26 protein-coding genes are annotated in these 26,264 nt (G+C 72.0%); 17 read left to right on the forward strand and 9 right to left on the reverse strand.

The features are described 5' to 3' along the window. Nucleotides 1–2: 2 nt before the first annotated feature. On the reverse strand, nucleotides 3–1,847 hold the full coding sequence (gene recQ, locus ACN267_RS02740; RefSeq protein WP_281895776.1) for a DNA helicase RecQ: 1,845 nt from the start codon (nucleotides 1,845–1,847) through the stop codon (nucleotides 3–5). A gap of 140 nt (nucleotides 1,848–1,987) precedes the next feature. Next, entirely contained in the window at nucleotides 1,988–2,500 is a 513-nt protein-coding gene (locus tag ACN267_RS02745) for a hypothetical protein (RefSeq protein WP_281895778.1), read from the reverse strand. A gap of 142 nt (nucleotides 2,501–2,642) precedes the next feature. Between ACN267_RS02745 and ACN267_RS02750 the strand changes: the two genes are divergently transcribed. The 11 genes from ACN267_RS02750 (at nucleotide 2,643) to ACN267_RS02800 (ending at nucleotide 11,589) form a co-directional block, all read left to right on the forward strand. After that, nucleotides 2,643–3,491: a DUF5753 domain-containing protein gene (locus tag ACN267_RS02750; RefSeq protein WP_421490377.1), complete on the forward strand. Its 849-nt coding sequence runs from the start codon at nucleotides 2,643–2,645 to the stop codon at nucleotides 3,489–3,491. Between the two features lie 22 nt (nucleotides 3,492–3,513). Next, a complete protein-coding gene (locus ACN267_RS02755; RefSeq protein ID WP_281895781.1) occupies nucleotides 3,514–3,717 on the forward strand; it encodes a DUF397 domain-containing protein in 204 nt (67 codons plus the stop codon). Between the two features lie 59 nt (nucleotides 3,718–3,776). Next, complete coding sequence (locus ACN267_RS02760; protein ID WP_421487840.1) at nucleotides 3,777–4,262, forward strand: hypothetical protein; 486 nt, start codon at nucleotides 3,777–3,779, stop codon at nucleotides 4,260–4,262. A 267-nt stretch (nucleotides 4,263–4,529) separates the two neighbouring features. Further along, nucleotides 4,530–5,441: an RNase adapter RapZ gene (gene rapZ / locus ACN267_RS02765; RefSeq protein ID WP_204959154.1), complete on the forward strand. Its 912-nt coding sequence runs from the start codon at nucleotides 4,530–4,532 to the stop codon at nucleotides 5,439–5,441. After that, nucleotides 5,438–6,400 (forward strand): gluconeogenesis factor YvcK family protein, encoded by a 963-nt coding sequence (locus ACN267_RS02770; RefSeq protein ID WP_281895784.1) that lies wholly within the window; start codon nucleotides 5,438–5,440, stop codon nucleotides 6,398–6,400. Before rapZ ends, ACN267_RS02770 begins: the two co-directional genes overlap by 4 nt. A 54-nt stretch (nucleotides 6,401–6,454) precedes the next feature. After that, entirely contained in the window at nucleotides 6,455–7,435 is a 981-nt protein-coding gene (whiA, locus tag ACN267_RS02775) for a DNA-binding protein WhiA (RefSeq protein WP_067304387.1), read from the forward strand. 339 nt (nucleotides 7,436–7,774) lie between these two features. Then, nucleotides 7,775–8,779 (forward strand): type I glyceraldehyde-3-phosphate dehydrogenase, encoded by a 1,005-nt coding sequence (gene gap, locus ACN267_RS02780; RefSeq protein ID WP_204959152.1) that lies wholly within the window; start codon nucleotides 7,775–7,777, stop codon nucleotides 8,777–8,779. Beyond that, on the forward strand, nucleotides 8,776–9,975 hold the full coding sequence (locus ACN267_RS02785) for a phosphoglycerate kinase (protein WP_421487841.1): 1,200 nt from the start codon (nucleotides 8,776–8,778) through the stop codon (nucleotides 9,973–9,975). The genes gap and ACN267_RS02785 overlap by 4 nt, the downstream gene beginning before the upstream one ends. After that, nucleotides 9,975–10,766, forward strand: a complete 792-nt coding sequence (gene tpiA / locus ACN267_RS02790; RefSeq protein ID WP_204959150.1) for a triose-phosphate isomerase — start codon at nucleotides 9,975–9,977, stop codon at nucleotides 10,764–10,766. The genes ACN267_RS02785 and tpiA overlap by 1 nt, the downstream gene beginning before the upstream one ends. A 95-nt stretch (nucleotides 10,767–10,861) precedes the next feature. Further along, nucleotides 10,862–11,122: a preprotein translocase subunit SecG gene (gene secG / locus ACN267_RS02795; protein WP_204959149.1), complete on the forward strand. Its 261-nt coding sequence runs from the start codon at nucleotides 10,862–10,864 to the stop codon at nucleotides 11,120–11,122. Nucleotides 11,123–11,244: 122 nt separating this feature from the next. Then, nucleotides 11,245–11,589, forward strand: a complete 345-nt coding sequence (locus tag ACN267_RS02800; protein WP_204926087.1) for an RNA polymerase-binding protein RbpA — start codon at nucleotides 11,245–11,247, stop codon at nucleotides 11,587–11,589. Between the two features lie 89 nt (nucleotides 11,590–11,678). Here the strand turns inward: ACN267_RS02800 and pgl are convergent, their stop codons facing one another. From pgl to tkt, 6 genes are all read right to left on the reverse strand, one after another. Next, nucleotides 11,679–12,449 carry a 6-phosphogluconolactonase gene (pgl, locus tag ACN267_RS02805; RefSeq protein ID WP_088645094.1) on the reverse strand — a complete coding sequence of 257 codons (771 nt, stop codon included), beginning with the start codon at nucleotides 12,447–12,449 and terminating at the stop codon, nucleotides 11,679–11,681. Between the two features lie 169 nt (nucleotides 12,450–12,618). Then, a complete protein-coding gene (locus tag ACN267_RS02810) occupies nucleotides 12,619–13,635 on the reverse strand; it encodes a glucose-6-phosphate dehydrogenase assembly protein OpcA (protein ID WP_281895794.1) in 1,017 nt (338 codons plus the stop codon). A gap of 46 nt (nucleotides 13,636–13,681) precedes the next feature. Next, on the reverse strand, nucleotides 13,682–15,223 hold the full coding sequence (gene zwf / locus ACN267_RS02815) for a glucose-6-phosphate dehydrogenase (RefSeq protein WP_281902961.1): 1,542 nt from the start codon (nucleotides 15,221–15,223) through the stop codon (nucleotides 13,682–13,684). An 11-nt stretch (nucleotides 15,224–15,234) separates the two neighbouring features. Next, nucleotides 15,235–15,462, reverse strand: coding sequence for a hypothetical protein (locus ACN267_RS02820; RefSeq protein WP_421487842.1), 228 nt, complete (start codon nucleotides 15,460–15,462; stop codon nucleotides 15,235–15,237). Between the two features lie 76 nt (nucleotides 15,463–15,538). Beyond that, nucleotides 15,539–16,717 carry a transaldolase gene (gene tal, locus ACN267_RS02825; RefSeq protein WP_204959145.1) on the reverse strand — a complete coding sequence of 393 codons (1,179 nt, stop codon included), beginning with the start codon at nucleotides 16,715–16,717 and terminating at the stop codon, nucleotides 15,539–15,541. A 16-nt stretch (nucleotides 16,718–16,733) separates the two neighbouring features. Beyond that, entirely contained in the window at nucleotides 16,734–18,863 is a 2,130-nt protein-coding gene (gene tkt, locus ACN267_RS02830) for a transketolase (RefSeq protein ID WP_421487843.1), read from the reverse strand. A gap of 264 nt (nucleotides 18,864–19,127) precedes the next feature. Between tkt and ACN267_RS02835 the strand changes: the two genes are divergently transcribed. From ACN267_RS02835 to ACN267_RS02845, 3 genes are all read left to right on the forward strand, one after another. Continuing rightward, nucleotides 19,128–20,087 carry a heme o synthase gene (locus ACN267_RS02835; RefSeq protein WP_204959143.1) on the forward strand — a complete coding sequence of 320 codons (960 nt, stop codon included), beginning with the start codon at nucleotides 19,128–19,130 and terminating at the stop codon, nucleotides 20,085–20,087. A 300-nt stretch (nucleotides 20,088–20,387) separates the two neighbouring features. After that, nucleotides 20,388–20,720, forward strand: a complete 333-nt coding sequence (locus tag ACN267_RS02840) for a hypothetical protein (protein ID WP_204959142.1) — start codon at nucleotides 20,388–20,390, stop codon at nucleotides 20,718–20,720. Between the two features lie 28 nt (nucleotides 20,721–20,748). After that, nucleotides 20,749–21,663 carry an ATP-grasp domain-containing protein gene (locus ACN267_RS02845; RefSeq protein WP_204959141.1) on the forward strand — a complete coding sequence of 305 codons (915 nt, stop codon included), beginning with the start codon at nucleotides 20,749–20,751 and terminating at the stop codon, nucleotides 21,661–21,663. Between the two features lie 53 nt (nucleotides 21,664–21,716). Here the strand turns inward: ACN267_RS02845 and ACN267_RS02850 are convergent, their stop codons facing one another. Then, complete coding sequence (locus tag ACN267_RS02850; protein WP_421487844.1) at nucleotides 21,717–22,700, reverse strand: COX15/CtaA family protein; 984 nt, start codon at nucleotides 22,698–22,700, stop codon at nucleotides 21,717–21,719. Between the two features lie 196 nt (nucleotides 22,701–22,896). Here ACN267_RS02850 and ACN267_RS02855 point away from each other — a divergent pair, with 196 nt between their 5' ends. From ACN267_RS02855 to sufD, 3 genes are read left to right on the forward strand one after another with little or no spacing between them, the layout of a single operon-like run. After that, the gene (locus ACN267_RS02855; protein WP_204959616.1) at nucleotides 22,897–23,640 is read left to right on the forward strand and encodes a helix-turn-helix transcriptional regulator; all 744 of its coding nucleotides are present in this window, start codon (nucleotides 22,897–22,899) and stop codon (nucleotides 23,638–23,640) included. Beyond that, nucleotides 23,637–25,067, forward strand: a complete 1,431-nt coding sequence (gene sufB / locus ACN267_RS02860; RefSeq protein WP_204959140.1) for a Fe-S cluster assembly protein SufB — start codon at nucleotides 23,637–23,639, stop codon at nucleotides 25,065–25,067. Before ACN267_RS02855 ends, sufB begins: the two co-directional genes overlap by 4 nt. Before the next feature lie 54 nt (nucleotides 25,068–25,121). Continuing rightward, entirely contained in the window at nucleotides 25,122–26,264 is a 1,143-nt protein-coding gene (gene sufD, locus ACN267_RS02865) for a Fe-S cluster assembly protein SufD (RefSeq protein WP_204959139.1), read from the forward strand.

The following is a 26,264-nucleotide window of genomic DNA, read 5'->3' on the forward strand; positions in this document are numbered from 1 at the left end:
GGTCAGGGCTGGTCGGCGAGGACGGCGAGGAGGGAATCGCCGTACTTGGCGAGCTTGTTCTCGCCGACACCGCTGATCCTCGACAGCTCGGCCAGCGAGGTGGGGACGTCGGTGGCGATCTGCCGCAACGTCGCGTCGTGGAAGATCACGTACGCGGGGACACCCTGTTCCTTGGCGGTGGCTCCCCGCCAGGCCCGCAGCCGCTCGAACAGCGACCCGGCCGCCGGGGACAGCTCGGCGACCACGGTGGCCGCGCCACGTGGCTTCGCCGACCGGGCCGAGGCGACCTTCTCCGGCTCCCGGCGCATGGTCACGGTGCGGCGGCGCCCCAGCACCTCCGTGCTGGCCTCGGTGAGCGCCAGCGTGCCGTAGTCGCCCTCGACCGCCAACAGCCCCTCGGCGAGCAGCTGCCGCACCACCCCGCGCCACTCCGCCTCGCGCAGCTCGGTGCCGATGCCGAAGGTGCTCAGCGCGTCGTGGCCGTACTGGCTGATCTTGTCGTTCTGCTTGCCGAGCAGGATGTCGACGCAGTGCCCGGCACCGAAGCGCTGGTTGCGTTCCCGGTCGAGCCGGTAGACGGTGGACAGCAGCTTCTGCGCGGCCACCGTGCCGTCCCAGGTCTCCGGCGGGGTCAGGCAGGTGTCGCAGTTGCCGCAGTCGCCGGTGCCGGGCTGGCCGAAGTATTCGAGCAGTTGCACCCGGCGGCAGCGGACCGTCTCGCAGAGCGCCAGCATGGCGTCGAGGTGGGTGGCGAGGTTGCGCCGGTGGGCCAGGTCGCCGTCCGACGTCTCGATCATCTTGCGCTGCTGCACCACGTCCTGCAGGCCGTAGGCGAGCCAGGCGGTCGACGGCAGCCCGTCCCGGCCGGCCCGGCCGGTCTCCTGGTAGTAGCCCTCCACCGACTTGGGCAGGTCGAGGTGGGCCACGAACCGGACGTCCGGCTTGTCGATGCCCATCCCGAAGGCGATCGTGGCGACCATGACCAGGCCGTCCTCACGCAGGAACCGCTGCTGGTTGGCGGCGCGGGTGCCCGCGTCCAGGCCGGCATGGTAGGGCAGTGCGGCGATCCCGTTGGCGACCAGGAACTCGGCGGTCTTGTCCACCGAGGCGCGGGACAGGCAATAGACGATGCCGGCATCGCCCGGGTGCTCGTCGCGCAGCAGGGCCAGCAGCTGCTTGCGCGGTTCCTTCTTGGGCACGATCCGGTACTGGATGTTGGGCCGGTCGAAGCTCGCCACGAAGTGCTTCGCCTCGGTGAGCTGGAGCCGGGTGGCGATCTCGGCCCGGGTGGCGCTGGTGGCGGTCGCGGTCAACGCGATCCGGGGCACCGCCGGCCACCGTTCGTGCAGCATCGACAGGGCCAGGTAGTCGGGGCGGAAGTCGTGCCCCCACTGGGACACGCAGTGCGCCTCGTCGATGGCGAACAGACCGATCCGGCCCCGGTCGAGCAACTGCTGCACTCCCCGGGTGCCCAGCGCCTCCGGGGCGAGGTAGAGCAGGTCCAGCTCGCCGGCGACGAACGCCTGCTCGACCGCGCGCCGGGCCGCGTAGTCCTGCGTCGAGTTGAGGAAGCCGGCGCGGACGCCGACCGCCGTCAACGCGTCGACCTGGTCCTGCATGAGGGCGATCAGCGGGGAGACGACCACCGCGACACCGTCACGGACCAGGGCCGGGACCTGGTAGCACAGCGACTTGCCGCCACCTGTGGGCATCAGCACCAGGGCGTCCCCGCCGGCCACCACGTGGTCGATGACCTCCTGCTGGAAGCCCCGGAAGGCGTCGTAGCCGAAGACCCGGCGGAGCACGTCGAGGGCGTCGGAGGCACGCAGCTCGGTGGGGGAGGCCATCCGGAGAGTCTACGAGCCGGCCCCGACACCGCCGTCCACGACGCCCCCGGCCCCGCCCCGACCCGCACCGCTTCCCACGGCACCCCACGTCCTCGGCGGTGCCCCCGCCGGAGCCGGCGGGTGTCCGGCACGGCGGGCCGTCACCCGGAGCTGTCCCCGTCACCCCAGCAGAGGCCGCCGATGCCGGCGGCGCTGTGGAAGCCGGGATGGCCGGTGATGTCCATGCAGACCTCGTTGTCGGGGCCGGTCCGGCCGCAGAACACCGGCTCGACGTGGTTCCAGCCGTCCGCCCGGGACAGCAGCGCGGCGCTCGCCGGCAGCTCGGGGCGCAGGATGGTGAGCCCCTCGGTGTAGACGACCGCCTGCTCCCGGGCCTCCCGCAGGTCGACCGCGCGGTAGGTCAGGTGCAGCGTCCACCGGCGGGGAAGCCGGTAGGCCGAGCTGGGCGGTCTGTTGCGGCCCGCCTGCCGCTCGCGCTCGGTCGCATACCGACCGACCAACGAGTTGTCGTACGAGGTGACGGCGTCCGGCGTGGTCAGTGCATGGGCGATGGCGGCCCGGACCCGCTCGGACACGTCGGCCCCGTCGAGGATGGCGGCCAGGTCATCCTGGAATTCGGCCGGTTTCCCCTGCGTCGGTTGATTCTCGGTCACCAGGGCGTTCCTCTCCGTAGTAGCCACTCCAGATTGAGGTCTTGCAACCAAAAATGCAACATCACATTTTTCTGAACAGGTGGTTGATTTTGCGTCACCCGCAGACAAGAATCGACTACTCATGGTGGAGGTGATGCTGGCGATGGCACAGGTGCCGAGTCCCACGATCAGAGCCCGTCGCCTGCGGCGTGAGTTGCGTCGTCTGCGGGACCGCACCGGCCGCACCGCGGAGGAGGTGGCGAAGGTCCTGGGCTGGCACCGCACCAAGGTCATCCGTTTCGAGCTCGGGCACTCCCGGGTCATGCCGAAGGATCTCCCGCCCCTGCTCGACTTCTACGAGGTCTCCGAGCAGGAGCGGGAGTCGCTGACCGGATTGCTCCGGCAGGCACGCCAGAAGGGCTGGTGGAGCGCGTACGGCGACGTGCTGCCGGATGACTACGTCGGCTTCGAGGCCGAGGCGACCTCGATCAGCACCTTCGAGAGCCTCTACGTGCCGGGCCTGTTGCAGACGGAGGAGTACGTCCGGGCGATCGTGCGGGCCGGACGCAGCACCGCCGACCAGGATGAGATCGACCGACGGGTGGCAGCCCGCCTGGGCCGCAAGGTACTGCTCTCCCGAGACATGCCGCCGAGACTGTGGATGGTCCTCGACGAGGCGGCCATCCGTCGCGTCGTGGGCGGTCCAGTGGTGATGCGAGCGCAACTCGCTCGACTGATCGAGGCGTGTGAGCTGCCCACCGTCGAGATCCAGATCCTGCCCTTTGCCGCTGGTGCGCACGCAGCGATGGGTGGCCCCTTCACCCTTCTCGGGTATGCCGATCCAGCCCTGGACCCCACGGTCGTCTATCTCGACAACGACTCCAGCACGCTGCTTCTGGAGGAGGATCGGCACGTCGCCCGATATAGACTCATGTTCGACCACCTCATGGCCAAGGCGCTCGGCCCTGACGAGTCGGCCGGTTTCCTGGCCCGGGTGGCCGACGAATACTGACTCGGACAGAGGGGCCTGACCAATGACCGCTGCGGATCTTCACGCGACCGGGTGGCGGAGGAGTAGCCGGAGCAGCGCGAGCGGTTCGAACTGTGTCGAGGTGGCTGAGGTGTCCGGTGGGCTGGCGGTGCGGGACTCCAAGGACCAGGGCGGGCCGGTGCTCCACTTCGGCCGGGACGCCTGGTCGTCGTTCCTCGGTGGCCTGCGGCACCGCCTGCGCGGTTGACCCCGTAGGGTCGCCGACCTGCTGTCGAGGGCCCCGACGCCGTGCGGTTGGATGGCCGGATGGCGGTACGCATCGATATCGACGCACTCCGGGACGCGGCCGGGGTCGAGGTCTGCGCAGCGGCGGACAGGCTGACGGCCTCCGGCCAACCGGCGGAGGTCGTCCCGGTCGGCGGCGGAGCATCCGGGTTGGTCCACGAGGTGGGTCGGCCGCCGTACGAGGTCTGGGTGGGGGTCACGGCGGACGGCTTCACCGCCGAGTGTGACTGCACCACCGAAACCGACCTGTGTGCGCCCGCGGTGGCCCTCACCGCCGCCGCCCTGGCCGACGGCCTCGCGTGGTCGTCGACGGCCACCCCGCAGGCGGATCCGGCGGTCGACCCCCGGGTCGCGGAGCTGACCGTACTCGCGCGTGGTCTGCCCGCTCGCCGGCTGGCGGCGCTGGTCGCCGAGTGGGCGGCCACGGACCCGGTATGGGAGGGCGCGCTACGGGCGCAGGCCGGCCAGCCCGCGCCCCTCACCGCCACCGAACCGGACGGCAACTAGGGCGATCGGGCCGCGACCGGCGCGGTGCGGAGGTGCCGGCACTTCTCCCGTCGAGCGGTATGCCTGTCCGTCATAAATATGACGGACAGGCATACCGCTCTGCGCCAGGCGATGCTCCGGACGCCTGTCGAACGCCGGGCCGACCCCGCCGGCAACCCGCCGCCGGGCATGCCGGGATCGACGCCGCCCGCCGGGATAGAGTCGTCGACTGACCCTGTGCGGTACGCGGCCCTCCGGGGCCCGCCGCCACGAAGCGGGAGCGGTGGGATGGTCGAGGCGCGGACAACCGGCGGGTACGTCGAGGGCGGCACGGCGGAGTCGGACACCACGCTGGTGGTGGTCACCGGCCTGTCCGGCGGTGGCCGTAGCACCGTCGCCCGCGCCCTGGAGAACGTCGGCTACTACGTGGTGGACAACCTGCCGCAGGCGCTGATGCTGGACATGGCCGAGCTGGCGATGAAGGCCGGCGGGGCGGCCCGGCGTACCGCGATGGTGCTGGACGTGCGGTCGCGGGCCTTCTCCACCGACCTGGCCGGGGCGATCCGGGAGCTCAAGGAACGCGGTTTCTCGCCCCGGGTGGTCTTCGTCGACGCCGACGACGAGGTGCTGATCAGGCGGTTCGAGAGCGTCCGCCGCTCGCACCCGTTGCAGGGCGAGGGGCGACTGGCCGACGGGATCGCCGTCGAGCGGGAGCTGCTGGAGGAGGCCCGGGACCAGGCCGATGTGATCATCGACACCAGCCACCTCAACGTCAACCAGCTCCGTCGCCGGGTCGAGGAGCTGTTCGGCGGGGAGGACGCCCGTCGGCTGCGGCTCACCGTGCTCTCCTTCGGCTTCAAGTACGGCCTGCCGCCGGACGCCGATTTCGTGCTCGACGCCCGGTTCCTGCCGAACCCGTACTGGGTGCCCGAGCTGCGGGAGCACACCGGGCGGGAGGCGGCGGTCAGCGCGTACGTGCTCGGCCAGGAGGGCGCGGACGCCTTCGTCGCCTCGTACGCCGACCTGGTCAACGCCACCACCGCCGGCTTCGAACGCGAGGGCAAGCGGTACCTGACGGTCGCCGTCGGCTGCACCGGCGGCAAGCACCGCAGTGTGGCGATCGCCGAGGAGTTGGCCGAGCGGCTGCGCCAGTCGGGATTGGCCGCCAACGCGCAGCACCGGGACCTGGGGCGGGAATGACGGCGATGTCGGTGGTCGCCTTCGGCGGGGGGCACGGTCTGTCCGCCTCGCTGCGGGCACTGCGGCACTGCGCCGGGGAACTCGAACTGGACATCACCGCCGTGGTCACCGTCGGCGACGACGGCGGCTCCAGCGGCCGGCTGCGCGCCGAGCGGGGCGGCCTGCCCCCGGGGGACCTGCGGCAGGCCCTGGTGGCGCTGGCCGGCGACCATCCGGCCACCCGCCGCAGCGCCGGGCTGTTCCAGCACCGGTTCGCCGGCGACCCCCGCGACGGGCTGGCCGGTCACGCGGTGGGCAACCTGGTGCTCTGCGGCCTGATGGAGCAGCTCGGCGACCCGGTGGCCGCGCTCGCGCACGCCGGGGCGATGCTCGGCGCGGTCGGCCGGGTGCTGCCGATGTCCGCCGAACCGGTGGACATCGAGGCCCAGGTTCGCGGGGTGGACCCGACCCGCCCCGACGAGGTGCGCACCGTGCGTGGCCAGCACCAGGTGGCGGTGACCACGGGCACGGTGGAGGCGCTGCGGATCACCCCGGACGCCCCGGTGGCCTGCGCGGAGGCGGTGGCCGCGGTCGGCGGGGCGGACTGGTTGATCTTCGGTCCGGGGAGCTGGTACACCAGCGTCCTGCCGCACCTGCTGGTGCCGGGGCTGGCCGAGGCGATCGTGACCAGCCCGGCCCGGCGGCTGGTCACCCTCAACCTGGCGGCCGAGCAGGAGACCCTGGGTCTGTCGGTGGCCGACCACCTGGCGGCCCTGCGCTGGTACCTCCCGCAGCTCACCGTGGACTACGTGGTGGCCGACTCCAAGGCGGTGGGTGATCCCGAACCGGTCGGGCGTGCGGCAGAATCGCTTGGTGCCCGGTTGGTCCTCGCCCCGGTCGCCGTCGACGACGGCACACCCCGCCACGATCCGGCCGCCCTGGCTGCGGCACTGGTGCCTGTCCTGGGCGCCGATCGTTAAGCACGTACGTAATCACCGGCGACACGCCGGTACCGGTCCGTGAGGGGGCGCACAATGGCGATGACGGCTGCGGTCAAGGACGAGCTGAGCCGGGTCGACGTGCCCAAGCCCTGCTGCCGGCGGGCGGAGATGGCCGCGCTGCTGCGGTTCGCCGGTGGGCTGCACATCGTCTCCGGTCGGGTGGTGGTGGAGGCCGAGCTGGACACCGGGGCGGTGGCCCGTCGGCTGCGCCGGGAGATCGCCGAGGTGTACGGCTATCCCAGCGAGATCCACGTGCTCGCCTCGGGTGGGCTGCGCAAGGGCAGCCACTTCATCGTCCGGGTGGTCAAGGACGGCGAGGCGCTGGCCCGGCAGACCGGCCTGCTCGACGTCCGGGGCCGCCCGGTGCGTGGCCTGCCGCCACACGTGGTGGCGGCGAACGTGTGCTGCGCGGTGTCGGCCTGGCGGGGCGCGTTCATGGCGCACGGCTCGTTGACCGAGCCGGGCCGCTCCAGCGCGCTGGAGATCACCTGCCCCGGCCCGGAGTCGGCGTTGGCCCTGGTCGGCGCGGCCCGTCGGATCGGCATCACCGCCAAGAACCGGGAGGTGCGCGGGGTGGACCGGGTGGTGGTCAAGGACGGTGACGCGATCGCCGCGCTGCTCACCCGGATCGGCGCGCACTCCAGCGTGCTGGCCTGGGAGGAGCGTCGGGTCCGCCGCGAGGTGCGGGCCACCGCCAACCGGCTGGCGAACTTCGACGACGCCAACCTGCGCCGCTCGGCGCGGGCCGCGGTGGCCGCCGCCGCCCGGGTCACCCGGGCGCTGGAGATCCTCGCCGACGACGCCCCGAACCATCTCACCTCGGCCGGTCAGCTGCGGTTGGAGCACCGGCAGGCGTCGCTGGAGGAGTTGGGGGCGCTGGCCGACCCGCCGTTGACCAAGGACGCGATCGCCGGCCGGATCCGCCGGCTGCTGGCGCTCGCCGACAAACGGGCCCGTGACCTGGGCATCCCGGATACCGAAGCGGCCGTCACGCCCGACATGCTCGTGGTCTGATAGGACGGTGGGCCGCCATCCCGCAGGCGCGTGCGAGGCACGGGCCGGCGGGCGTGACGTGCCCCGGGTCGGGTGGGTGGGGCGTGCCGTGCCGTCGACCCGACGGGGTCACCACCCGCCGCATGGCGGCGGGGCACGCTCGGATAGGGTCGATGGGTACGGCAAGGGGGCCGGCACAGGCACTCCTCGCCGTGCACGCCGCCTCGGGCGGTCAGGTCCTCCCAGACCGTGGCGGGGTGGCCGAGACGAATCGTCAACGGCCGGCTCACCGGCCGGCGCACACACCTCCGCCGGCCCGGTTCTGACGTCGGCGGACCAGAACGCGAGGAGATGGGACCTGTGACCATCCGGGTTGGCATCAACGGCTTCGGCCGCATCGGCCGTAACTTCTTCCGGGCCGTGCTGGCGTCCGGCGCCGACATCGAGGTCGTCGCCGTGAACGACCTGACCGACAACGCGACGCTCGCCCACCTGCTCAAGTACGACAGCATCCTCGGTCGCCTGCCGCACGAGGTCAAGGCCACCGCCGACGAGATCACCGTCGGTGGCAAGACCATCAAGGCGTTCGCCGAGAAGGACCCGTCGAAGCTGGCGTGGGGCGACGCCGGCGCGGACGTCGTCATCGAGTCCACCGGTTTCTTCACCGACGGCACCAAGGCCAAGGCGCACATCGACGGCGGGGCCAAGAAGGTCATCATCTCCGCTCCGGCGAAGAACGAGGACGTCACGGTCGTCATGGGCGTCAACCACGACCAGTACGACCCGGCCAAGCACACCATCATCTCCAACGCGTCGTGCACCACGAACTGCCTGGCCCCGATGGCGAAGGTCCTCCAGGACACCTTCGGTATCGAGAAGGGCCTGATGACCACGATCCACGCGTACACCCAGGACCAGAACCTCCAGGACGCGCCGCACAAGGACCTGCGTCGGGCCCGCGCCGCCGCGCTGAACATCGTCCCCACCTCGACCGGTGCCGCCAAGGCGATCGGGCTGGTGCTGCCGGTGCTCAAGGGCAAGCTGGACGGTTACGCGCTGCGGGTGCCGATCCCGACCGGCTCGGCCACCGACCTGACCGTCGAGGTCGGCCGGGAGACCAGCGTGGACGAGGTCAACGCCGCGATCAAGGCCGCCGCGGACGGCCCGCTCAAGGGCATCCTGGTCTACAACGAGGACCCGATCGTCTCCGCCGACATCGTCACCGACCCGGCGTCGTGCATCTTCGACGCGCCGCTGACCAAGGTCATCGGCAACCAGGTCAAGGTCGTCGGCTGGTACGACAACGAGTGGGGCTACTCCAACCGGCTCGTCGACCTGGTCAAGCTGGTGGGTTCCTCGCTGTGAGCATCCGCAACCTCGACGACCTGCTCGCCGAGGGGGTGTCGGGTCGGCGCGTGCTGGTGCGCGCCGACCTGAACGTCCCGCTCGACAAGCAGACCGGGGAGATCACCGACGACGGCCGCATCCGGGCCGTCCTGCCCACCCTGGGCGCGCTCGTGCAGGCCGGGGCGAAGGTCGTGGTCTGCTCGCACCTGGGTCGCCCGAAGGGTGCCCCGGACCCGCAATACAGCCTCCGCCCGGTCGCCGGGCGGCTCGGTGAGCTGCTCGACGCGCCCGTGCACTTCGCCACCGACACCGTCGGCGAGTCCGCCCGCGCCACCGTGGACGCGCTGGCCGACGGCCAGCTGGCCCTGCTGGAGAACCTCCGCTTCAACAAGGGGGAGACCAGCAAGGACGACACCGAGCGGGGCGCCTTCGCCGACCAGCTCGCCGCGTTCGGCGAGGCGTACGTGGACGACGCGTTCGGCGCGGTGCACCGCAAGCACGCCAGCGTCCACGACGTACCGGCCCGGCTGCCGCACGTCGCCGGCCGGCTGGTGCTGCGTGAGGTGGAGGTGCTGTCCCGGCTGACCGGCGAGCCGGAGCGCCCCTACGTGGTGGTGCTCGGCGGTTCCAAGGTCTCCGACAAGCTGGCGGTCATCGAGGCGCTGCTGCCGACGGTCGACCGGCTGCTCATCGGCGGCGGGATGTGCTTCACCTTCCTCAAGGCCCAGGGCCACGAGGTGGGCACCTCGCTGCTGGAGGAGGAGATGGTCGAGACCTGCGGCAACCTCCTGGCCCGCGCCGACGGCAAGATCCTGCTCCCGGTCGACGTGGTGGCGGCCGATGCCTTCGCCCCGGACGCCGCGCACGACACGGTGCCCGCCGACGGCATCCCCAGCCACCGGCTCGGCCTGGACATCGGCCCGGAGACGGTGGCCGGCTTCACCGCCGCGCTGTCCGGCGCGAAGATGGTCTTCTGGAACGGCCCGATGGGCGTGTTCGAGATGCCGGCGTTCGCGAACGGCACCCGGGGGGTGGCCGAGGCGATCACCAAGACCGACGCGTTCACCGTGGTCGGTGGCGGGGACTCCGCTGCGGCCGTGCGGGCGCTCGGGCTGGACGAGTCGTCGTTCGGGCACATCTCCACCGGTGGCGGCGCCTCCCTGGAGTACCTGGAGGGCAAGACCCTCCCCGGCATCGCGGCCCTGGAGAACTGATGGCGAGCGTCACCCGCCGGCCGCTGATGGCCGGCAACTGGAAGATGAACCTCAACCACCTCGAAGCCAACCTGCTGGTGCAGAAGCTGGCCGCGAGCCTCACCGAGCAGCAGCTCACCGCCGTCGAGACGGTGGTCCTGCCGCCCTTCACCGACCTGCGCACCGTGCAGACCGCGGTGGACGGCGACAAGCTGCTCATCGGCTACGGCGGGCAGGACCTCTCGCCGTACCAGTCCGGCGCGTACACCGGGGACATCTCCGGGGCGATGCTGGCCAAGCTGGGCTGCACCTACGTCACGGTCGGGCACTCGGAGCGGCGGCAGTACCACTACGAGGACGACGCGATCGTCAACGCGAAGGTGGCCGCCGCGCTGGCCAACGGGCTCACCCCGATCCTCTGCATCGGTGAGGGCCTGGAGATCCGCGAGCAGTTGCGGCACGTCCCGCACTGCTGCGACCAGCTCGACGGCGCCCTCAAGGGGCTCACCGCCGAGCAGGTCACCAAGGTCGTGGTCGCGTACGAGCCGGTCTGGGCGATCGGCACCGGCAAGACGGCCACCCCCGAGGACGCCCAGGAGGTCTGCGGAGAGGTCCGCAAGCGGCTGGTCGAGACCTACGACCAGGGCACCGCCGACCAGGTCCGGATCCTCTACGGCGGCTCGGTGAAGTCGTCCAACGTCGCATCGATCATGTCCCAGCCGGACGTGGACGGGGCGCTGGTGGGCGGGGCCAGCCTCGACGCCGAGGAGTTCGCGAAGATCTGCCGCTTCCCGGAGCACACGGTCGCCTGATCGCTCGCTATTCTTGACTCCGCCCGTCCACCGGTCGGTGCCGCCGTGCCCGATCTGTCCGGGCGAGGATCGTAACGAGAGGACTGACCCCAGCCATGCCGATCTGGTTCGCATACACGTTGATCGTGTTGCTGGTCATCACGAGCGTTCTGCTCACCATGCTCATCCTGCTGCACCGGGGTAAGGGCGGCGGGCTGTCGAGCATGTTCGGCGGTGGGGTCAGCTCCAGCCTGGCCGGCTCGTCGGTGGCCGAGAAGAACCTGGACCGCTACACCGTCCTGGTGAGCATCGTCTGGTTCGCCTGCATCATCGGGCTCGGCCTCTGGCTCCGGCTCCAGCTCAACAGCGGATCCTGAGCGACTCGATCAGGTCGTACAATCTGCGCGCGGTCCGTCACGGACCGCGCGCAGTTTTTTTCTCCGCCACGTCGTCCACCGCCCGCCTCAGGCGGTGGTCCCCTCCGACGACAGGAGCGAGTGTGCCCAGTGGCAACGTCATCCGTGGTTCCCGCATCGGCTCGGGGCCGGAACGCCCCACCGAACGGTACGAGCCGGCTCCCCGCCGCGCGGTCACCTACTGGTGCCGCAACGACCACGCCACCGAGATCCGGTTGGCGTTGGACGCCGAGCAGCCGGCCGTCTGGGACTGTCCGCGCTGCGGCCTACCCGCCGGCCAGGACGCGCAGAACCCGCCGGGACGTACCCGTCCCGAGCCCTACAAGACCCACCTGGCGTACGTGAAGGAACGGCGTACCCCGGAGGAGGGGGAGGCGCTGCTGGCCGAGGCGCTGGCCGCACTGCGCCGCCGCCGCGGCCGGGAGTGACCGCCGCGGCGGCGACGCTGCGGCCGGGAGCGGACACCCCGGCAGCGGTGACGTGAGCTGACCCGGCTCGCGGCCGGACCGCCCAGCGCTCAGCGCAGGCTGCGCAGCCGGGCCGGCACGTCGGCCGCCGCCGCCCGGTCGAGCAGCCAGAGGGTCCGTGAGACGCCCTGCACCCCGGCCGCCGGCAGCTGCTTCGGGCCGGCCCCGGCCAGCGCCATCCCCACCGCCCGCGCCTTGTCGGCCCCGCTGGCGACCAGCCAGACCTCCTCGGCGGTGTTGATCGCCGGCAGGGTGAGGGTGGTCCGCACCGGCGGCGGCTTCGGGCTGCCCCGCACCGCGCTGACCGGCCGGGTGTCGTGGTGCACCGGGTGCTCGGGGAAGACCGACGCCACGTGCCCGTCCTCACCGACGCCCAGCATCAGCACGTCGAAGTGGGGCAGCGCGGCATGGCCGGGCCGGGCGGCCCGCGCCAGCTCCTCGGCGTACGCGGCGGCACCTGCCTCCGGGTCGTCGCCGGTGGGGCCGTCGGTGGCCGGCATCGGGTGCACCCGGGCCGGGTCCAGCGGCATCGCGTCCAGCAGCGCGGCGCGGGCCTGCGTCTCGTTGCGTTCCGGGTCGCCCGCCGGCAGGAAACGCTCGTCACCCCACCAGACGTCCACCCGGGACCAGTCGACGGCGTCGTGGGCGGGTAGCGCGCCCACCGCCCGGTAGACCGCGGCGGCGATCCGGCCCCCGGTCAGCACGATCGACGCCGCACCCCGCTCCGCCTGCGCGTCGAGCAGCTTCACCACCAGCCGGGCCGCCACCGCCTGCGCCAGCAGGTCGGCGTCGGCGTGCACGGCGACACTCGCCTCACTCATGTTGGCCTTTCCTGACCGCGCGACGCGGTCCTGCTCGTCGTGGCGGAAACCGGTAGGCCCGCCGGGTGCCGGTGTCACCGGGGATCTCGTCGTGCCGGGCCGCCGCCGGGGCGGGCCGGCACCGCAACGGCCGGTGGGCGGCCCGGAAGGACCGCCCACCGGCGTACGGTCAGGATGCCGTGCTGGTGTCGGCGTGCGCGCTGACGCCCGCCTCAGCCCGCCGTGCGGTGGCCGGGTCCTTCCAGACGTGCACCCGCTGCGCTGGCCGCTGCTCCAGGCCGGACAGGCCGGCCGCCGCGCCCAACGCCTCGGCGTACACCTGGTCGGTGTCGAGCCGGCGCAGCTCCTCGGCCAGCTCGTCGCCGAGCGGCCGACGCACCAACGGCAGCACCCGGTCGTCCTGGCCGGTACGCCGGAACGTCGCCAGGCTGTCGTCCCGGGTCAGCGTCAGCTCGTCGCCGTTTTCGCAGCGCAGCTGCACCTGACGCATCCTCGGGTGGTCGTCGGTGTGCTGCCACTGCGGGTCGATGCCGAGCCGGGCGGCCAGCCAACCCCGCATCAGCGCCGCCGTCGGGTCCCGGCGCGGGGCCACCACGGTCGCCTCGGTGACCCGCGCCTCGGTGGTGTCGAACGCCCCGGCGACCAGCGTGCGCCACGGGGTGATCCGGGTCCACGCCAGGTCGGTGTCGCCGGGGGCGTAGTCCCGGGCCCGTTCCCGCAGCGCCTCGATCGGGTCGGCGGCCTGCGCGGAGTCGGTGATCCGCCGGTCGGCGACCACCCCGAGGAAGTCGGTGGCGATCTCCGCCGGTGGTTCGCCGTGCCACCAGGTGACCACCGGCACGTCCGGCACCAGCAGCGGCATCACCACCGACTCGGCGTGCAGGGCGAGCCGGCCGTACATCCGGGTCACCACCGCCTCGCACGGGCCCAGCCGGCCGCCGACGACGATCTCCGCGTCCAACCGGTTGCGTTCCCGCTCCACGTCGGCGCGCACGACGACCAGCAGCCGGCACGGATGGGCGGCGGCGGCGATGGTGGCCGCCGCCTCCGCCTCGCGGACCCGCTTCTCGTCGACCACGACGATCAGGGTGAGCGCCATCCCGCTGGCCACCCCGCCCGCGCTGCGCCGTTCGGCGGCGAGCGCCTTGACCACCTCGTTGCCGGTGGTGTCCCACAGCCCGATCACTGGTGCCTCCCGGTCCGCCCGCTGTGCCTGTTTCCTTCGTGCCCGTTCACGCCCGCCGCCAGGCGCGGCCCTCGCGGGCCAGCATCTCGTCGGCGGCCCGGGGACCCCACTCGCCGGAGCGGTACGGTTCCGGCTTGGTGCCCTCCCAGGCGTGCTCCAGCGGGTCCACCACCGCCCAGCTCTGCTCCACCTCGGCGGCGTCCGGGAAGAGCGTCCGGTCGCCGATCAGCACGTCCAGCACCAGCCGCTCGTACGCCTCGGGGCTGGACTCGGTGAACGCCTCGCCGTATTGGAAGTCCATCGCGATGTCGCGGACCTCCATCGTGGTGCCCGGCACCTTGGAACCGAACTTGAGCACCACGCCCTCGTCCGGCTGCACCCGGATGACGAGTTGGTTGGGGCCGAGGGACTCCATGTCGGCGGCGTTGAACGGCAGGTGCGGCGCCTTCTTGAACATGATGGCGACCTCGGTGACCCGCCGGGGCAGCCGCTTGCCCGCCCGGATGTAGAACGGCACCCCCGCCCAGCGCCGGTTCTGGATGCCCAGCTCCACGGCGACGTACGTCTCGGTGTTCGAGTCGGCGGGTACGCCCTCCTCGTCGAGGTAGCCGACGGCCCGCTGGCCACCCACCCAGCCGGGCAGGTACTGGCCGCGTACGGTGCCCCGGGCCACGTCCCTGGGCAGGGTGATCGCCTTGAGCACCTTGAGCTTCTCGGCCCGGATCTCGTCGGCGTCGAAGCTGGTGGGCTCCTCCATGGCGACCAGGGCGAGCAGTTGGAGCAGGTGGTTCTGGAGCACGTCGCGGGCGGTGCCGACCGAGTCGTAGAAGCCGGCCCGGGTGCCGATGCCGACGTCCTCGGCCATGGTGATCTGCACCGAGTCGACGTACTTGGAGTTCCACAGCGGCTCGAACAGGTTGTTGGCGAACCGCAGGGCGAGGATGTTCTGGACCGTCTCCTTGCCGAGGTAGTGGTCGATCCGGAAGACGTCCTGACTGGTGAACACGTCGTCGACCAGGTCGTTGAGTTCCTTCGCCGAGGGCAGGTCGTTGCCGAACGGCTTCTCCACCACCACCCGTCGCCAGCCGCCGCACTTCTCGTTGTCGGCCATCCCGGTGCGGGCCAGTTGCTTGAGCACCACCGGGAAGGCCGTCGGGGGGATCGAGAAGTAGAACGCGGCGTTGCCGTGGATGCCGTGGCTGTCGCGCAGCTGGTTCAGCGTCGCGGCGAGCCTGTCGAAGGCGGCGTCGTCGTCGAACGAGCCACCGACGAACTTGATGTTGCCGGCCAGCCGGCCCCACACCTCCTCGCGCCACGGTGTCCGGGCGTGCTGCTTGGCCGACTCGTGGGCCAGCGCCTCGAATTCGCCGTCGCCCCAGTCGCGGCGGGCGAAGCCCAGCACCACGAAACCGGGGGGCAGCAGCCCCCGGTTGGCCAGGTCGTAAACCGCCGGCAGCAGCTTCTTGCGCGCCAGGTCACCGGTCACCCCGAAGATCACCAGGGCGCACGGCTCCGGGATCCGGGGGAGTCGTCGGTCCTGCGCGTCGCGCAGCGGATTCACGCCGCCTCCTCGCTCCGTGTGGTCCATGTCGTCCATCGTCACGCCCGCCATCGTCCGATCGCATCCAGCAGCCGGGCCGGCCCGGCCGGCCCGTCGGTCAGGTGCGGCGGTGGCACCGGCCCGGGTCGGCCGGCCGACGCCACCGGGCCGCCCCGCGGATGCGGAACGGCCCGTACGGCGGCGGGCGCGGTCGATGCGACCGCGTCCGCCCCGTGCACCGCGGGACCGGCGGCGGCATCGGCCGGGCCGGTCAACAGGTCACTCACCCTCGACACCCCGTCGGGGTGCCGGCGGCGTGGGGCGTCGCGGGGACCGGCCCCGCGACGCGTCCGACGCCGTTCGTCACGCGTTCCCGCCGGCCCGCCGGGCCGCCTCGGCGTTGCCCTTGGCGGCCTCGTTCGGGGCGTCGGCACCCTGCGCCGCGGCGGCCAGCGACGTGCGGACGCCGTCGAGTAGCTCGCTCCAGCTCGCCTCGAACTTCTCCACGCCCTCGCGCTCCAGGGTGGCGATCACGTCGTCCATGTCGATGCCGACGGCGGCCAGGTCGGCGAAGACCTGCCGGGCGGCGGCGTAGGAGCCGGTGATGGTGTCGCCCCGGGTCTCGCCGTGCTCGGCGTACGCCGTCACGACCGACTCCGGCATGGTGTTGACGGTGCCCGGCGCGATCAGCTCCTCGACGTAGATCACGTCGCGGTAGTCCGGGTTCTTGGTCGAGGTGGACGCCCACAGCGGGCGCTGCGGGTGGGCGCCGGCGTCGGCCAGGGCCTGCCACCGGTCGGAGGAGAACACCTCGGTGTAGCGCTCGTAGGCGAGCTGGGCGTTGGCCACGGCGGCCTTGCCGCGCAGCGCCTTGGCCTCCTCGGAGCCGATCTTGTCGAGCTGCTTGTCGATCTCGGAGTCGACCCGGGAGACGAAGAACGAGGCCACCGAACCGATGGTGGACAGGTCGTGGCCGTTGGCCTTCGCCTGCTCCAGGCCGGCGAGGAAGGCCTCCATCACCGCCGAGTAGCGGTCCAGCCCGAAGATCAGCGTGACGTTGACGCTGATCCCCTCGGCCAGGGTCGCGGTGATCGCCGCCAGCCCCTCCTCGGTCGCCGGGATCTTGATGTACAGGTTCGGCCGGTCCACCAGCCACCACAGCGCCTTGGCCTCGGCGACCGTCTTGTCCGTGTCGTGGGCGACCCGGGGGTCGACCTCGATGGAGACCCGCCCGTCGACCCCGGCGCTGCCGTCGTACGACGGGCGCATCACGTCGCACGCCCAGCGCACGTCGTAGGTGGTGAGCATCCGGACGGCCTCTTCGACCTCGATGCCCCGGGTGGCGAGGTCCTTGAGCTGCCAGTTGTACTCGTCGGCGTCGCTGAGCGCCTTGGCGAAGATGGTCGGGTTGGTGGTCACCCCGGCCACGTGCTGCTCGCGGCGGAGCCGGTCCAGCCCGCCGGAGCTCAGTCGTACCCGGGAAAGGTCGTCGAGCCAGACCGCCACTCCGGCGGCGGTGAGGTCACCCAGTCTGTCCGTCATGTCGTCCACGCTCCCCTCAGTTGCCGGTCGTGAAACCGGTGATGTCGCCCACCCGGGTCAGCGCCGCGTGTGCGGCGGCGACGATCCGGTCGGGGGTGAAGCCGAACTGCTCGAACAGCACGGTGTGCGGGGCGCTGGCGCCGTAGTGCTCCAGGCTGACGCTCTCGCCCAGGTCGCCGACGATGCCCCGCCAGGACATCCCGATCCCGGCCTCGACGCTCACCCGGGCCTGCACCCCGCGCGGCAGCACCGACTCACGGTATGCCTCGTCCTGCTCGTAGAACCATTCCTGGCAGGGCATCGAGACGACCCGGGTGGGGGTGCCGTCGGCCTCCAGCCGCTCCCGCGCGGTGAGGCAGAGCTGCACCTCGGAACCGGTGCCCACGATGATCACCTGCGGCTTGCCGTTGGACGCCTCGGCCAGCACGTAGCCGCCCTTGGCGGTGCCCTCCGCGCCCGCGTACGTCTCCCGGTCCAGGGTCGGCAGCGGCTGCCGGCTCAGCGCCAGCGCGGTCGGCCGGTCGGTGTGCTCCAGCGCCTGCCGCCACGCCCAGGCGGTCTCGTTGGCGTCGGCCGGGCGGACCACGTCCAGGCCGGGGATGGCACGCAGCGCGGTCAGGTGCTCCACCGGCTGGTGGGTCGGGCCGTCCTCGCCGAGACCGATCGAGTCGTGCGTCCAGACGTACGTCACCGGCAGCTTCATCAGGGCGGCGAGCCGTACCGACGGGCGCATGTAGTCGCTGAACACCAGGAAGGTGCCGCCGTACGGGCGGGTGCCGCCGTGCAGGGCGATGCCGTTGAGGATCGCGCCCATGGCGTGCTCACGGATGCCGAAGTGCAGCGTGCGGCCGTACTCGTGGCCGGGGAAGTCCTTGGTGGCGTGGGCGGCCGGGATGAACGACGGCTCGCCCTTCATGGTGGTGTTGTTGCTCTCGGCCAGGTCGGCCGAGCCGCCCCACAGCTCCGGCAGCACCGGGGCGAGCGCCTCCAGCACCTTGCCGGAGGCGGCCCGGGTGGCCACGCCCTTGGCGTCGGCGGGGAAGACCGGCAGCGCGTCCGTCCAGCCCTGCGGCAGCACCCGGTCGGCGATCCGGTCGTAGAGCGCCTTGCGCTCCGGGTTGGCCTGCGCCCAGCCGTCGAACTCGCCGGTCCACGCCTGCTCGTCCTCGCCGCCGCGGGTCAGCACCCCCCGGGCGTGCGCGAGCACCTCCTCGTCGACCTGGAAGGTCTGCTGCGGGTCGAAGCCGAGGATCTCCTTGGTGGCCTTCACCTCGTCGACGCCGAGCGCCGAGCCGTGGATCTTGCCGGTGTTCTTCTTGTTGGGCGCGGGCCAGCCGATGATGGTGCGCAGCGCGATGAACGAGGGCCGGCCGGTCTCGGCCTTCGCCGCCAGCAGCGCCTGGTAGAGCGCCTCGACGTCCTCGTGGTAGTCGCCCTGGTCGGCGTCGCCGGCCCGCCAGTCGACGGTCTGCACGTGCCAGCCGTACGCCGCGTAGCGGGCCGCCACGTCCTCGCTCTTGGCGATGCGGGTGTCGTCCTCGATGGAGATCTCGTTGTCGTCGTAGATCAGCGTGAGGTTGCCCAGCTGCTGGTGGCCGGCCAGGGCGCTCGCCTCGTGGCTGATGCCCTCCTCGATGTCGCCGTCGGAGGCGATGCACCAGATCTGGTGGTCGAAGACCGACTGCCCCGGCTCGCTCTCGGGATCGAACAGGCCCCGCTCGCGGCGGGCCGCCATCGCCATCCCGACCGCGTTGCCCAGGCCCTGCCCGAGCGGGCCGGTGGTGGTCTCGACACCGGGGGTGTGGCCGTGCTCCGGGTGGCCCGGGGTGAGCGAGCCCCACTGCCGCAGCGACTTCAGGTCGTCCAGGCTCAGCGGGTAGCCGGACAGGAAGAGCTGGATGTAGAGCGTGAGGCTGGAGTGCCCGGCGGACAGGACGAACCGGTCCCGGCCGGGCCAGTTCGGGTCGGCCGGATTGTGCCGCATCACCCGGTTGAACAGCAGGTACGCCGCGGGCGCGAGGCTCATCGCGGTGCCGGGGTGGCCGTTGCCGGATTTCTCCACGGCATCCATGGCCAGGACGCGGACGGTGTCGACGGCCCGGCGGTCGAGGTCGGTCCAGTTGAGTGCGGGTCGGTTGGCAGCCACTATGGTTGTGCTCCTCGGCAGATGGGCGGAACCCTCACTGGTGACCCTATCGAGCGGGTCTAAACGTCCGCCCGGGGATCTCAGCAGGCAGTTACGTGCGGGCCGGCCGGATCGTTCGGTCATCCGCCAGGTGTGACGGCCCGCACCGTTGTCGGGTCGCCCGGGCAGCGAAAACGACGACGCGTAGTGTGTGGTTCGGTGTGTGGACCCCGACGGGGTCCCGCCGAACCGACTTCCCCTGCCGACGCCGGAAGGTGGCAATCCGTGAGCATGATCACCGAGCGCCCCGTCAGCAACCCTGCCGGGCAGCCGCCGGTGCGCACGGTGGACGGGCGGCCGACTGCCCGTCGGCGGGACGTCCGGGCGGTGGTGTCGGCGTACGTGACCCTCACCAAGCCGCGCATCGTGGAGCTGCTGCTGGTGACCACGGTGCCGGCGATGATGCTCGCCGACGGTGGCCTGCCGTCGCTGTGGCTGATGGCCGTGGTGCTGGTCGGCGGTTCCCTGGCCGCCGGTGCGGCGAGCGTGCTGAACTGCTACATCGACCGGGACATCGACCAGTTGATGCGGCGCACCAAGCGGCGTCCGCTGCCGGCGCACACCGTCTCGCCCCGCAGCGCCCTGGTCTTCGGGCTGGTGCTGGCGGCGGTCTCGGTCGCGCTGATGGCGACGTTCACCAACCTGCTGGCCACCGCGCTGACGCTGGCCGCGATCGTCTACTACGACCTGGTCTACACGCTCTGGCTCAAGCGCACCACGACGGCGAACACCTTCTGGGGCGGGGCCTGCGGGGCGGCGCCGGTGCTGATCGGCTGGGCGGCGGTGACCGGGTCGCTGGCCCCGGCGGCCTGGGTGCTGTTCGCGGTGGTCTTCTTCTGGCAGATGCCGCACTTCTACCCGCTGGCGATGAAATACAAGGACGACTATGCCCGCGCCGGCATCCCGATGCTGCCGGTGGTGGCCTCGCCCCGGCGGGTGAACGCCGAGATCCTGATCTTCGCCTGGCTGACGGTGGCGACCTCGCTGGCGCTGTGGCCGCTGGGCATGAGCGCGGTCTACGGGGTGCCGACCGCCGTGGTGGGCGCGGTCTTCCTGGTCGAGGCGCACAAGCTCTGCCGGCGGGTGACCCGGGGTGAGCCGGTCAAGCCGATGCGGCTGTTCCACTGGTCGACGACCTACCTGACCATCGTGTTCGTCGCGGTGGCCCTCGACGCCCTGCTCTGACCTCCGCCGCGCCCGCCGGGTGTCCCGGGGGCGGTGCGGCGGGCCCGGTACGCCCGGCGGGCGGTCGCGACACGCCGGTTCCGGTTCGGCCCCCTGTCCGGATGATGAGATTATTCCGGGTCCGATGAGTGCCACAAGATGGACACATCGGGTCGATCTCACCTGGTCGTTATGCGTACCCTTATCCGGACATAACCAGGCAATGCGCATTGGTCTTCCGATAAACCCTCGGGTAATTGGTATCACAAATAGTTCATGATTCTCGCGCGCAGGTGCACAAGTCTGCTTAGGCTTCGCGTCATGGCAGAAGGTTCCGATACGACGATGACGGCCGAGCAGACCGCCGGAGCGGCCCCCACCGGGCTGGTCGCGGGGATCAGGTCCTTCGCGGCCTCCCACGGCGGCGCGAAGGCGGTCATCGAGTACGTCGGCAAGCGTGGTGCCCGGATCGTCCTGGTCGGCACCGACGGTGCGTGGGGCGACCAGTTCGCCGAGGACACCGTGACCGCCCGGGAGGCGTGCGCCCAGGCGGGAGTCACCGTCGAGAACGCCTGGGAGCGTGAGCTGATGGACCAGATGCGGCCGAGCAACGACCTGTGGCGGTCGATGGCCCGGCGCACGATGGCCCGCTGACCCGGATGCCCCTTCGACCGACGACACCGTGACCCACCACCAGCCGACCCGGGGGAGACCCCGGGTCGCTCTCGTCACCTGCTCCCGTTTCGCCGACCTCTACCCCGACGACCGGCTCGTGCTCGCCCCGCTGGCGGCCCGGGGCGTCACCGTCGAGGCGGCCGTCTGGGACGACCCCCGCGTCGACTGGGCCGGCTACGACCTGGTGGTGCTCCGCTCACCCTGGGACTACGCCCCGCGCCGCGACGAGTTCGTCGCCTGGGCCGCGTCGGTGCCGACCCTGGTCAACCCCGGCGACGTGGTGCGGTGGAACACCGACAAGCGCTACCTCGGGGAACTCGCCGCCGCCGGGGTGCCCACCGTGCCGACCTCCTGGGTCGTGCCGGGCGACGACTGGGCCCCGCCCCCGACCCCCGGCCGGTACGTGGTCAAGCCGACGGTCAGCGCCGGCAGCCTCGACACCGGCCGCTACGACCCCGCCGACCCCGCCCACCGGGACCTGGCCGTGGCGCACGTACGCCGGCTGACGGCCGCCGGTCGGACCGCCATGGTCCAGCCGTACCTGGACGCGGTGGACACCGCCGGGGAGACCGCCCTGCTCTTCGTGGCCGGCCCGGACGGCCTGACGTTCAGCCACGCCATCCGTAAGGGCGCCATGCTCGACGGCCCGGATCTGGGCGTCGAGGGGCTGTACCGGCCGGAGCGGATCGACGCGCGCACCCCCACCGGGGAGCAGTTGGCCGTCGCCGGGCGGGTGCTGGCCGAGGTCCCCGGTGGCGCGCGGCGGCTGCTCTACGCCCGGGTGGACCTGATCCCCGGCCCGGACGGCGCACCCGTGCTGATCGAGCTGGAGCTGACCGAGCCGTCACTGTTCCTCGGCCACGCCGACGGCGCCGCCGAGCGGCTGGCCGACGCGGTGCTGGTCCACCTCGCCCGCCACTGACCCGGCCGGGCCCGGCGCCCGCGCCGCTTCGCCCCGGCCGGCCCCGGGAAGGCTCAGACGGCGGCCGGCACCCGCTGCTCGGCTGGCGGTGCCACCGGGTCGCCGGCGACCGGCCGGCGCTCCCGGGTCGACCAGAGCACCGCCAGGGTGGTCAGCAGCACCAGGCAGGAACCCAGCATGTGTGCGGCGACCAGCACGCCCGGCAGGTGGGTGAAGTACTGCACGAAGCCGATCAGGCCCTGCCCCAGCTCCACCGCGACCAGTACCAGCGCGGCGCGGGCCGGGCCGGCCGCGCCGACCGCCCGCAACGCCAGGACCAGCGCGACGGAGAGGCCGATCAGCAGGAACACCCCGTCGGCGTGGACCTGGGAGATCGTCTCCGGGTCCAGCCCGTTGCGGGCCGCCCCGTGGTCACCGGCGTGCGGCCCGCTGCCGGTCACCCAGGTACCGACCACCAGCACCGCGACGCTGACGGCGGTGGTCAGCCGGGCGAGGGTACGCAGCGGTCCGGGCACCACCGGCACCGCCGGCCCGTCCGGGTCGACGATCCGCCGCCAGAGGGCGTACGCGGCGGCGATGACCGCCATCGAGGCGAGGAAGTGCAGCCCCACCACCCACGGGTTGAGGTCGGTCAGCACGGTGATCCCGCCGAGCACGGCCTGCGCGGGGATGCCGAGGAACACCGCCACCGCCAGCGGACGCAGCCCGGCGCGGCGGGGCCGGTGGGCCAGCACGGCCAGCAGGGTGGCCAGCGCGATCGCCCCGACGGCGAAGGTGAGCAGCCGGTTGCCGAACTCGATCACCCCGTGCACGCCCATCTCGGCCGTCGTGGTGTACGACGCGTCGGTGCACCGGGGCCAGGTCGGGCAGCCCAGCCCGGACGCGGTGAGCCGGACGGCCCCGCCGGTCACCACGATGGCCACGTTGGCCACGATCGAGGCGTACGCGAGGCGGCGCAGCAGGGTGGTCGAGACCGGGCGGCGATCGAGCAGGCGGGCCAGCGCGGCGGGGACCGGAAACCGGACGGATCGCTTCACGCCGCGAATCCTACGCACCGTAGTTGATCCCGATCGGGTGACTCCGCCACCCCGGTGGGCGGAATCACCGGGGTCGGGTTTGCGGGCCCCCGGCGAATTACGTAACGTTGGCGTTGTGAAAAACGCGGCGGCGCTCTCCGGGCATTCGCCGACGGCCACCCCGGCCGTCGGCGTCGGTGTGCGCTCCCGCCGTGCCGTGCTACGGGGTGCGGAGGCCGCGCGGCGTGCCACTGCCGCCCCGGCACCGGAGGCCCCCACCGACCTGTCCACCCGTGACCGGGTGACCCGGCTCCTGCTGGAGCAGGGGGCGGCCACCGCCGGCCAACTCGGCTCGGCGCTCGGTCTCAGCCCGGCCGCGATCCGCCGGCACCTCGACGCGATGCTCGCCGACGGCGACGTGGTCGCCCGGGAGCAGACCGTGCGGGGCAGCCGGGGGCGGGGTCGACCGGCGAAGGTCTTCCTGCTCACCGACGCGGCCCGGGGGCGTTGCGGCACCCACCACTACGACAACATGGCCACCGCCGCGCTGCGCTGGATCGCCCGCAACGGCGGCCCGGACGCGGTCGAGGCGTTCGCCGCCGACCAGGTCGCCGCGCTGGAGGCCCGCTGCCGGGCCGCCATGGAAGACGCCGGCGACGATCCGCTGGCCCGGTCCGAGGCTCTCGCCGGTGCGCTCACCGCCGAGGGCTACGCTGCCAACGCGTCGACGATCGCCTCGGGCGGGCAGCTCTGCCAGCACCACTGCCCGGTGGCGCACGTGGCCGCCGAGTTCCCCCAGCTGTGCGAGGCCGAGACGGCGGTCATCTCCCGTCTGGTCGGCACCCACGTGCAGCGTCTGGCCACCATCGCGCACGGCGACGGGGTGTGCACCACGCACATTCCGGCCCAGCCGCGCGCCCAGTCCGGTAACACCGTCACCACTGTGAGGACAGATAGATGACCGAGCAGATCGTCCAGCCCCTGACCCAGGAAGAGCAGCTCGCCGCCCTCGGTCGCTACGAGTACGGCTGGGCCGACCCCGACGTCGCCGGGGCCGCCGCCCAGCGCGGCCTCAGCGAGGCGGTGGTGCGGGACATCTCGGCCAAGAAGAACGAGCCGGCCTGGATGCTCGACCTGCGGCTCAAGGGTCTGCGGCTGTTCGGCCGCAAGCCGATGCCGTCCTGGGGCGCCGACCTCACCGGGATCGACTTCGACAACATCAAGTACTTCGTGCGTTCCACCGAGAAGCAGGCCACCAGCTGGGAGGACCTGCCGGAGGACATCAAGAACACCTACGACCGGCTGGGCATCCCGGAGGCCGAGAAGCAGCGGCTGGTCGCCGGGGTCGCGGCGCAGTACGAGTCCGAGGTGGTCTACCACAAGATCCGCGAGGACCTGGAGGAGCAGGGTGTCCTCTTCCTGGACACCGACACCGCCCTCAAGGAGCACGAGGACGTCTTCAAGGAGTACTTCGGCACGGTGATCCCGGTCGGCGACAACAAGTTCGCCGCGCTGAACACCTCCGTGTGGTCGGGTGGGTCGTTCATCTACGTGCCGAAGGGCGTGCACGTGGAGATCCCGCTGCAGGCGTACTTCCGGATCAACACCGAGAACATGGGCCAGTTCGAGCGGACGCTGATCATCGTCGACGAGGGCGCGTACGTGCACTACGTCGAGGGCTGCACCGCGCCGCTCTACTCGTCCGACTCGCTGCACAGCGCGGTCGTCGAGATCGTCGTCAAGAAGAACGCGCGCTGCCGCTACACGACCATCCAGAACTGGTCGAACAACGTCTACAACCTGGTCACCAAGCGGGCCGTCTGCCACGAGGGCGCCACCATGGAGTGGGTCGACGGCAACATCGGCTCGAAGGTGACCATGAAGTACCCGGCGGTCTACATGACCGGTGAGCACGCCAAGGGCGAGGTGCTCTCGGTGGCGATGGCCGGTGAGGGCCAGCACCAGGACGCCGGGGCCAAGATGGTGCACGCCGCGCCGCACACCAGCAGCACCATCGTGTCGAAGTCGATCGCCCGGGGCGGCGGCCGTACCTCGTACCGGGGGCTGGTGCAGGTGCTGGAGGGCTCGCACCACAGCCGCAGCACGGTCAAGTGCGACGCGCTGCTGGTCGACACCGTCTCCCGCTCGGACACCTACCCGTACGTCGACATCCGCGAGGACGACGTGTCGATGGGGCACGAGGCGACCGTCTCCAAGATCAGCGACGACCAGCTCTTCTACCTGATGAGTCGGGGGCTGAGCGAGGACGAGGCGATGGCGATGATCGTGCGCGGCTTCATCGAGCCGATCGCCAAGGAACTCCCGATGGAGTACGCCCTGGAGCTCAACCGCCTGATCGAACTCCAGATGGAGGGCGCGGTCGGCTGACGCCGCCCGCCGCCCCACGACACCGTCGTCCCGGACAGACAGACCAAGGAAGAGATGACTATCCAGGCTTCCGCGCCGCCCAGCACCAAGTCGCAGGCGCTCCGCTCGTACGACGTCGCCGACTTCCCGGCCCTGACCGGCCTGGAGGAGGAGTGGCGCTTCACCCCGCTCAAGCGGCTCCGTGGGCTGACCGGCGGGGCGCAGGCCGCCACCGGCACGGTCCGCCACGAGTACGCCGACCTGCCGGCCGGCGTCACCGTCGGGCGGATCGGCCGGGACGACCCCCGGGTGGGCAGCGTGCTCACCCCGGTCGACCGGGTCAGCGCGCTGGCCTACGGCGGTGCCGGTGAGGCGCTGCTGGTCGAGGTCGCGGCCGAGGCCGTGCTCGACGCGCCGGTGAGCCTGCGGGTGGTCGGGGACGACGCCGCCGCGCTGGCCTTCGGGCACACGTTCGTCGACGTGGGCCGGTTCGCCGAGGTGGTGCTGGTGCTGGAGCACGTCGGCGCGACGACGCTCGCCGACAACGTCGAGGTGGCGGTGGCCGACGGGGCGAAGCTGACCCTGGTCACGGTGGCCGACTGGGCCGCCGACGCGGTGCAGGCGCAGCACCTGAAGGTCCGCCTCGGCCGCGACGCCAAGGTGTCGCACATCCAGGTCAGCCTGGGCGGGGATCTGGTCCGCCAGTCCACCACCGTCGAGTACACCGGCCGGGGTGGCGAGGCCGAGCTGTACGGCGTCTACTTCGCCGACGGCGGCCAGCACCTGGAGCACCGCCAGCTCGTCGACCACAACGTGCCGGACTGCCGCTCGTACGTCGGCTACCGGGGCGCGTTGCAGGGCGAGCAGGCGCACACCGTCTGGGTGGGCGACGTGCTGATCCGGGCCGAGGCGACCGGCACCGACACGTACGAGATCAACCGGAACCTGTTGCTCTCCGACGGCGCGCGGGCGGACTCCGTACCCAATCTGGAGATCGAGACCGGCGAGATCGCCGGCGCCGGCCACGCCAGCGCGACCGGCCGGTTCGACGACGAGCAGCTGTTCTACCTGATGGCCCGGGGCATCCCGGCGGACGAGGCGCGTCGCCTGGTGGTCCGGGGCTTCTTCGCCGAGGTGATCAACAAGATCCCGGTCGAGTCGCTGCGCGAGCGGCTGGGGGACGCCATCGAGGCCCGGCTCTCGAAGGCCGGGGCCTGA

Source organism: Micromonospora sp. WMMD734 (assembly GCF_049178975.1).
Taxonomy (GTDB): Bacteria; Actinomycetota; Actinomycetes; order Mycobacteriales; family Micromonosporaceae; genus Micromonospora; species Micromonospora wenchangensis.

Coding starts and splice junctions, on each gene's coding strand:
- recQ (WP_281895776.1), bottom strand. CDS start 1,847: ATGGCCTCCCCCACCGAGCTGCGTGCCTCCGACGCCCTCGACGTGCTC.
- ACN267_RS02750 (WP_421490377.1), top strand. CDS start 2,643: ATGGCACAGGTGCCGAGTCCCACGATCAGAGCCCGTCGCCTGCGGCGT.
- ACN267_RS02755 (WP_281895781.1), top strand. CDS start 3,514: ATGACCGCTGCGGATCTTCACGCGACCGGGTGGCGGAGGAGTAGCCGG.
- ACN267_RS02760 (WP_421487840.1), top strand. CDS start 3,777: ATGGCGGTACGCATCGATATCGACGCACTCCGGGACGCGGCCGGGGTC.
- rapZ (WP_204959154.1), top strand. CDS start 4,530: ATGGTCGAGGCGCGGACAACCGGCGGGTACGTCGAGGGCGGCACGGCG.
- ACN267_RS02770 (WP_281895784.1), top strand. CDS start 5,438: ATGACGGCGATGTCGGTGGTCGCCTTCGGCGGGGGGCACGGTCTGTCC.
- whiA (WP_067304387.1), top strand. CDS start 6,455: ATGGCGATGACGGCTGCGGTCAAGGACGAGCTGAGCCGGGTCGACGTG.
- tpiA (WP_204959150.1), top strand. CDS start 9,975: ATGGCGAGCGTCACCCGCCGGCCGCTGATGGCCGGCAACTGGAAGATG.
- secG (WP_204959149.1), top strand. CDS start 10,862: ATGCCGATCTGGTTCGCATACACGTTGATCGTGTTGCTGGTCATCACG.
- pgl (WP_088645094.1), bottom strand. CDS start 12,449: ATGAGTGAGGCGAGTGTCGCCGTGCACGCCGACGCCGACCTGCTGGCG.
- zwf (WP_281902961.1), bottom strand. CDS start 15,223: ATGGACCACACGGAGCGAGGAGGCGGCGTGAATCCGCTGCGCGACGCG.
- tal (WP_204959145.1), bottom strand. CDS start 16,717: ATGACGGACAGACTGGGTGACCTCACCGCCGCCGGAGTGGCGGTCTGG.
- ACN267_RS02840 (WP_204959142.1), top strand. CDS start 20,388: ATGGCAGAAGGTTCCGATACGACGATGACGGCCGAGCAGACCGCCGGA.
- sufB (WP_204959140.1), top strand. CDS start 23,637: ATGACCGAGCAGATCGTCCAGCCCCTGACCCAGGAAGAGCAGCTCGCC.
- sufD (WP_204959139.1), top strand. CDS start 25,122: ATGACTATCCAGGCTTCCGCGCCGCCCAGCACCAAGTCGCAGGCGCTC.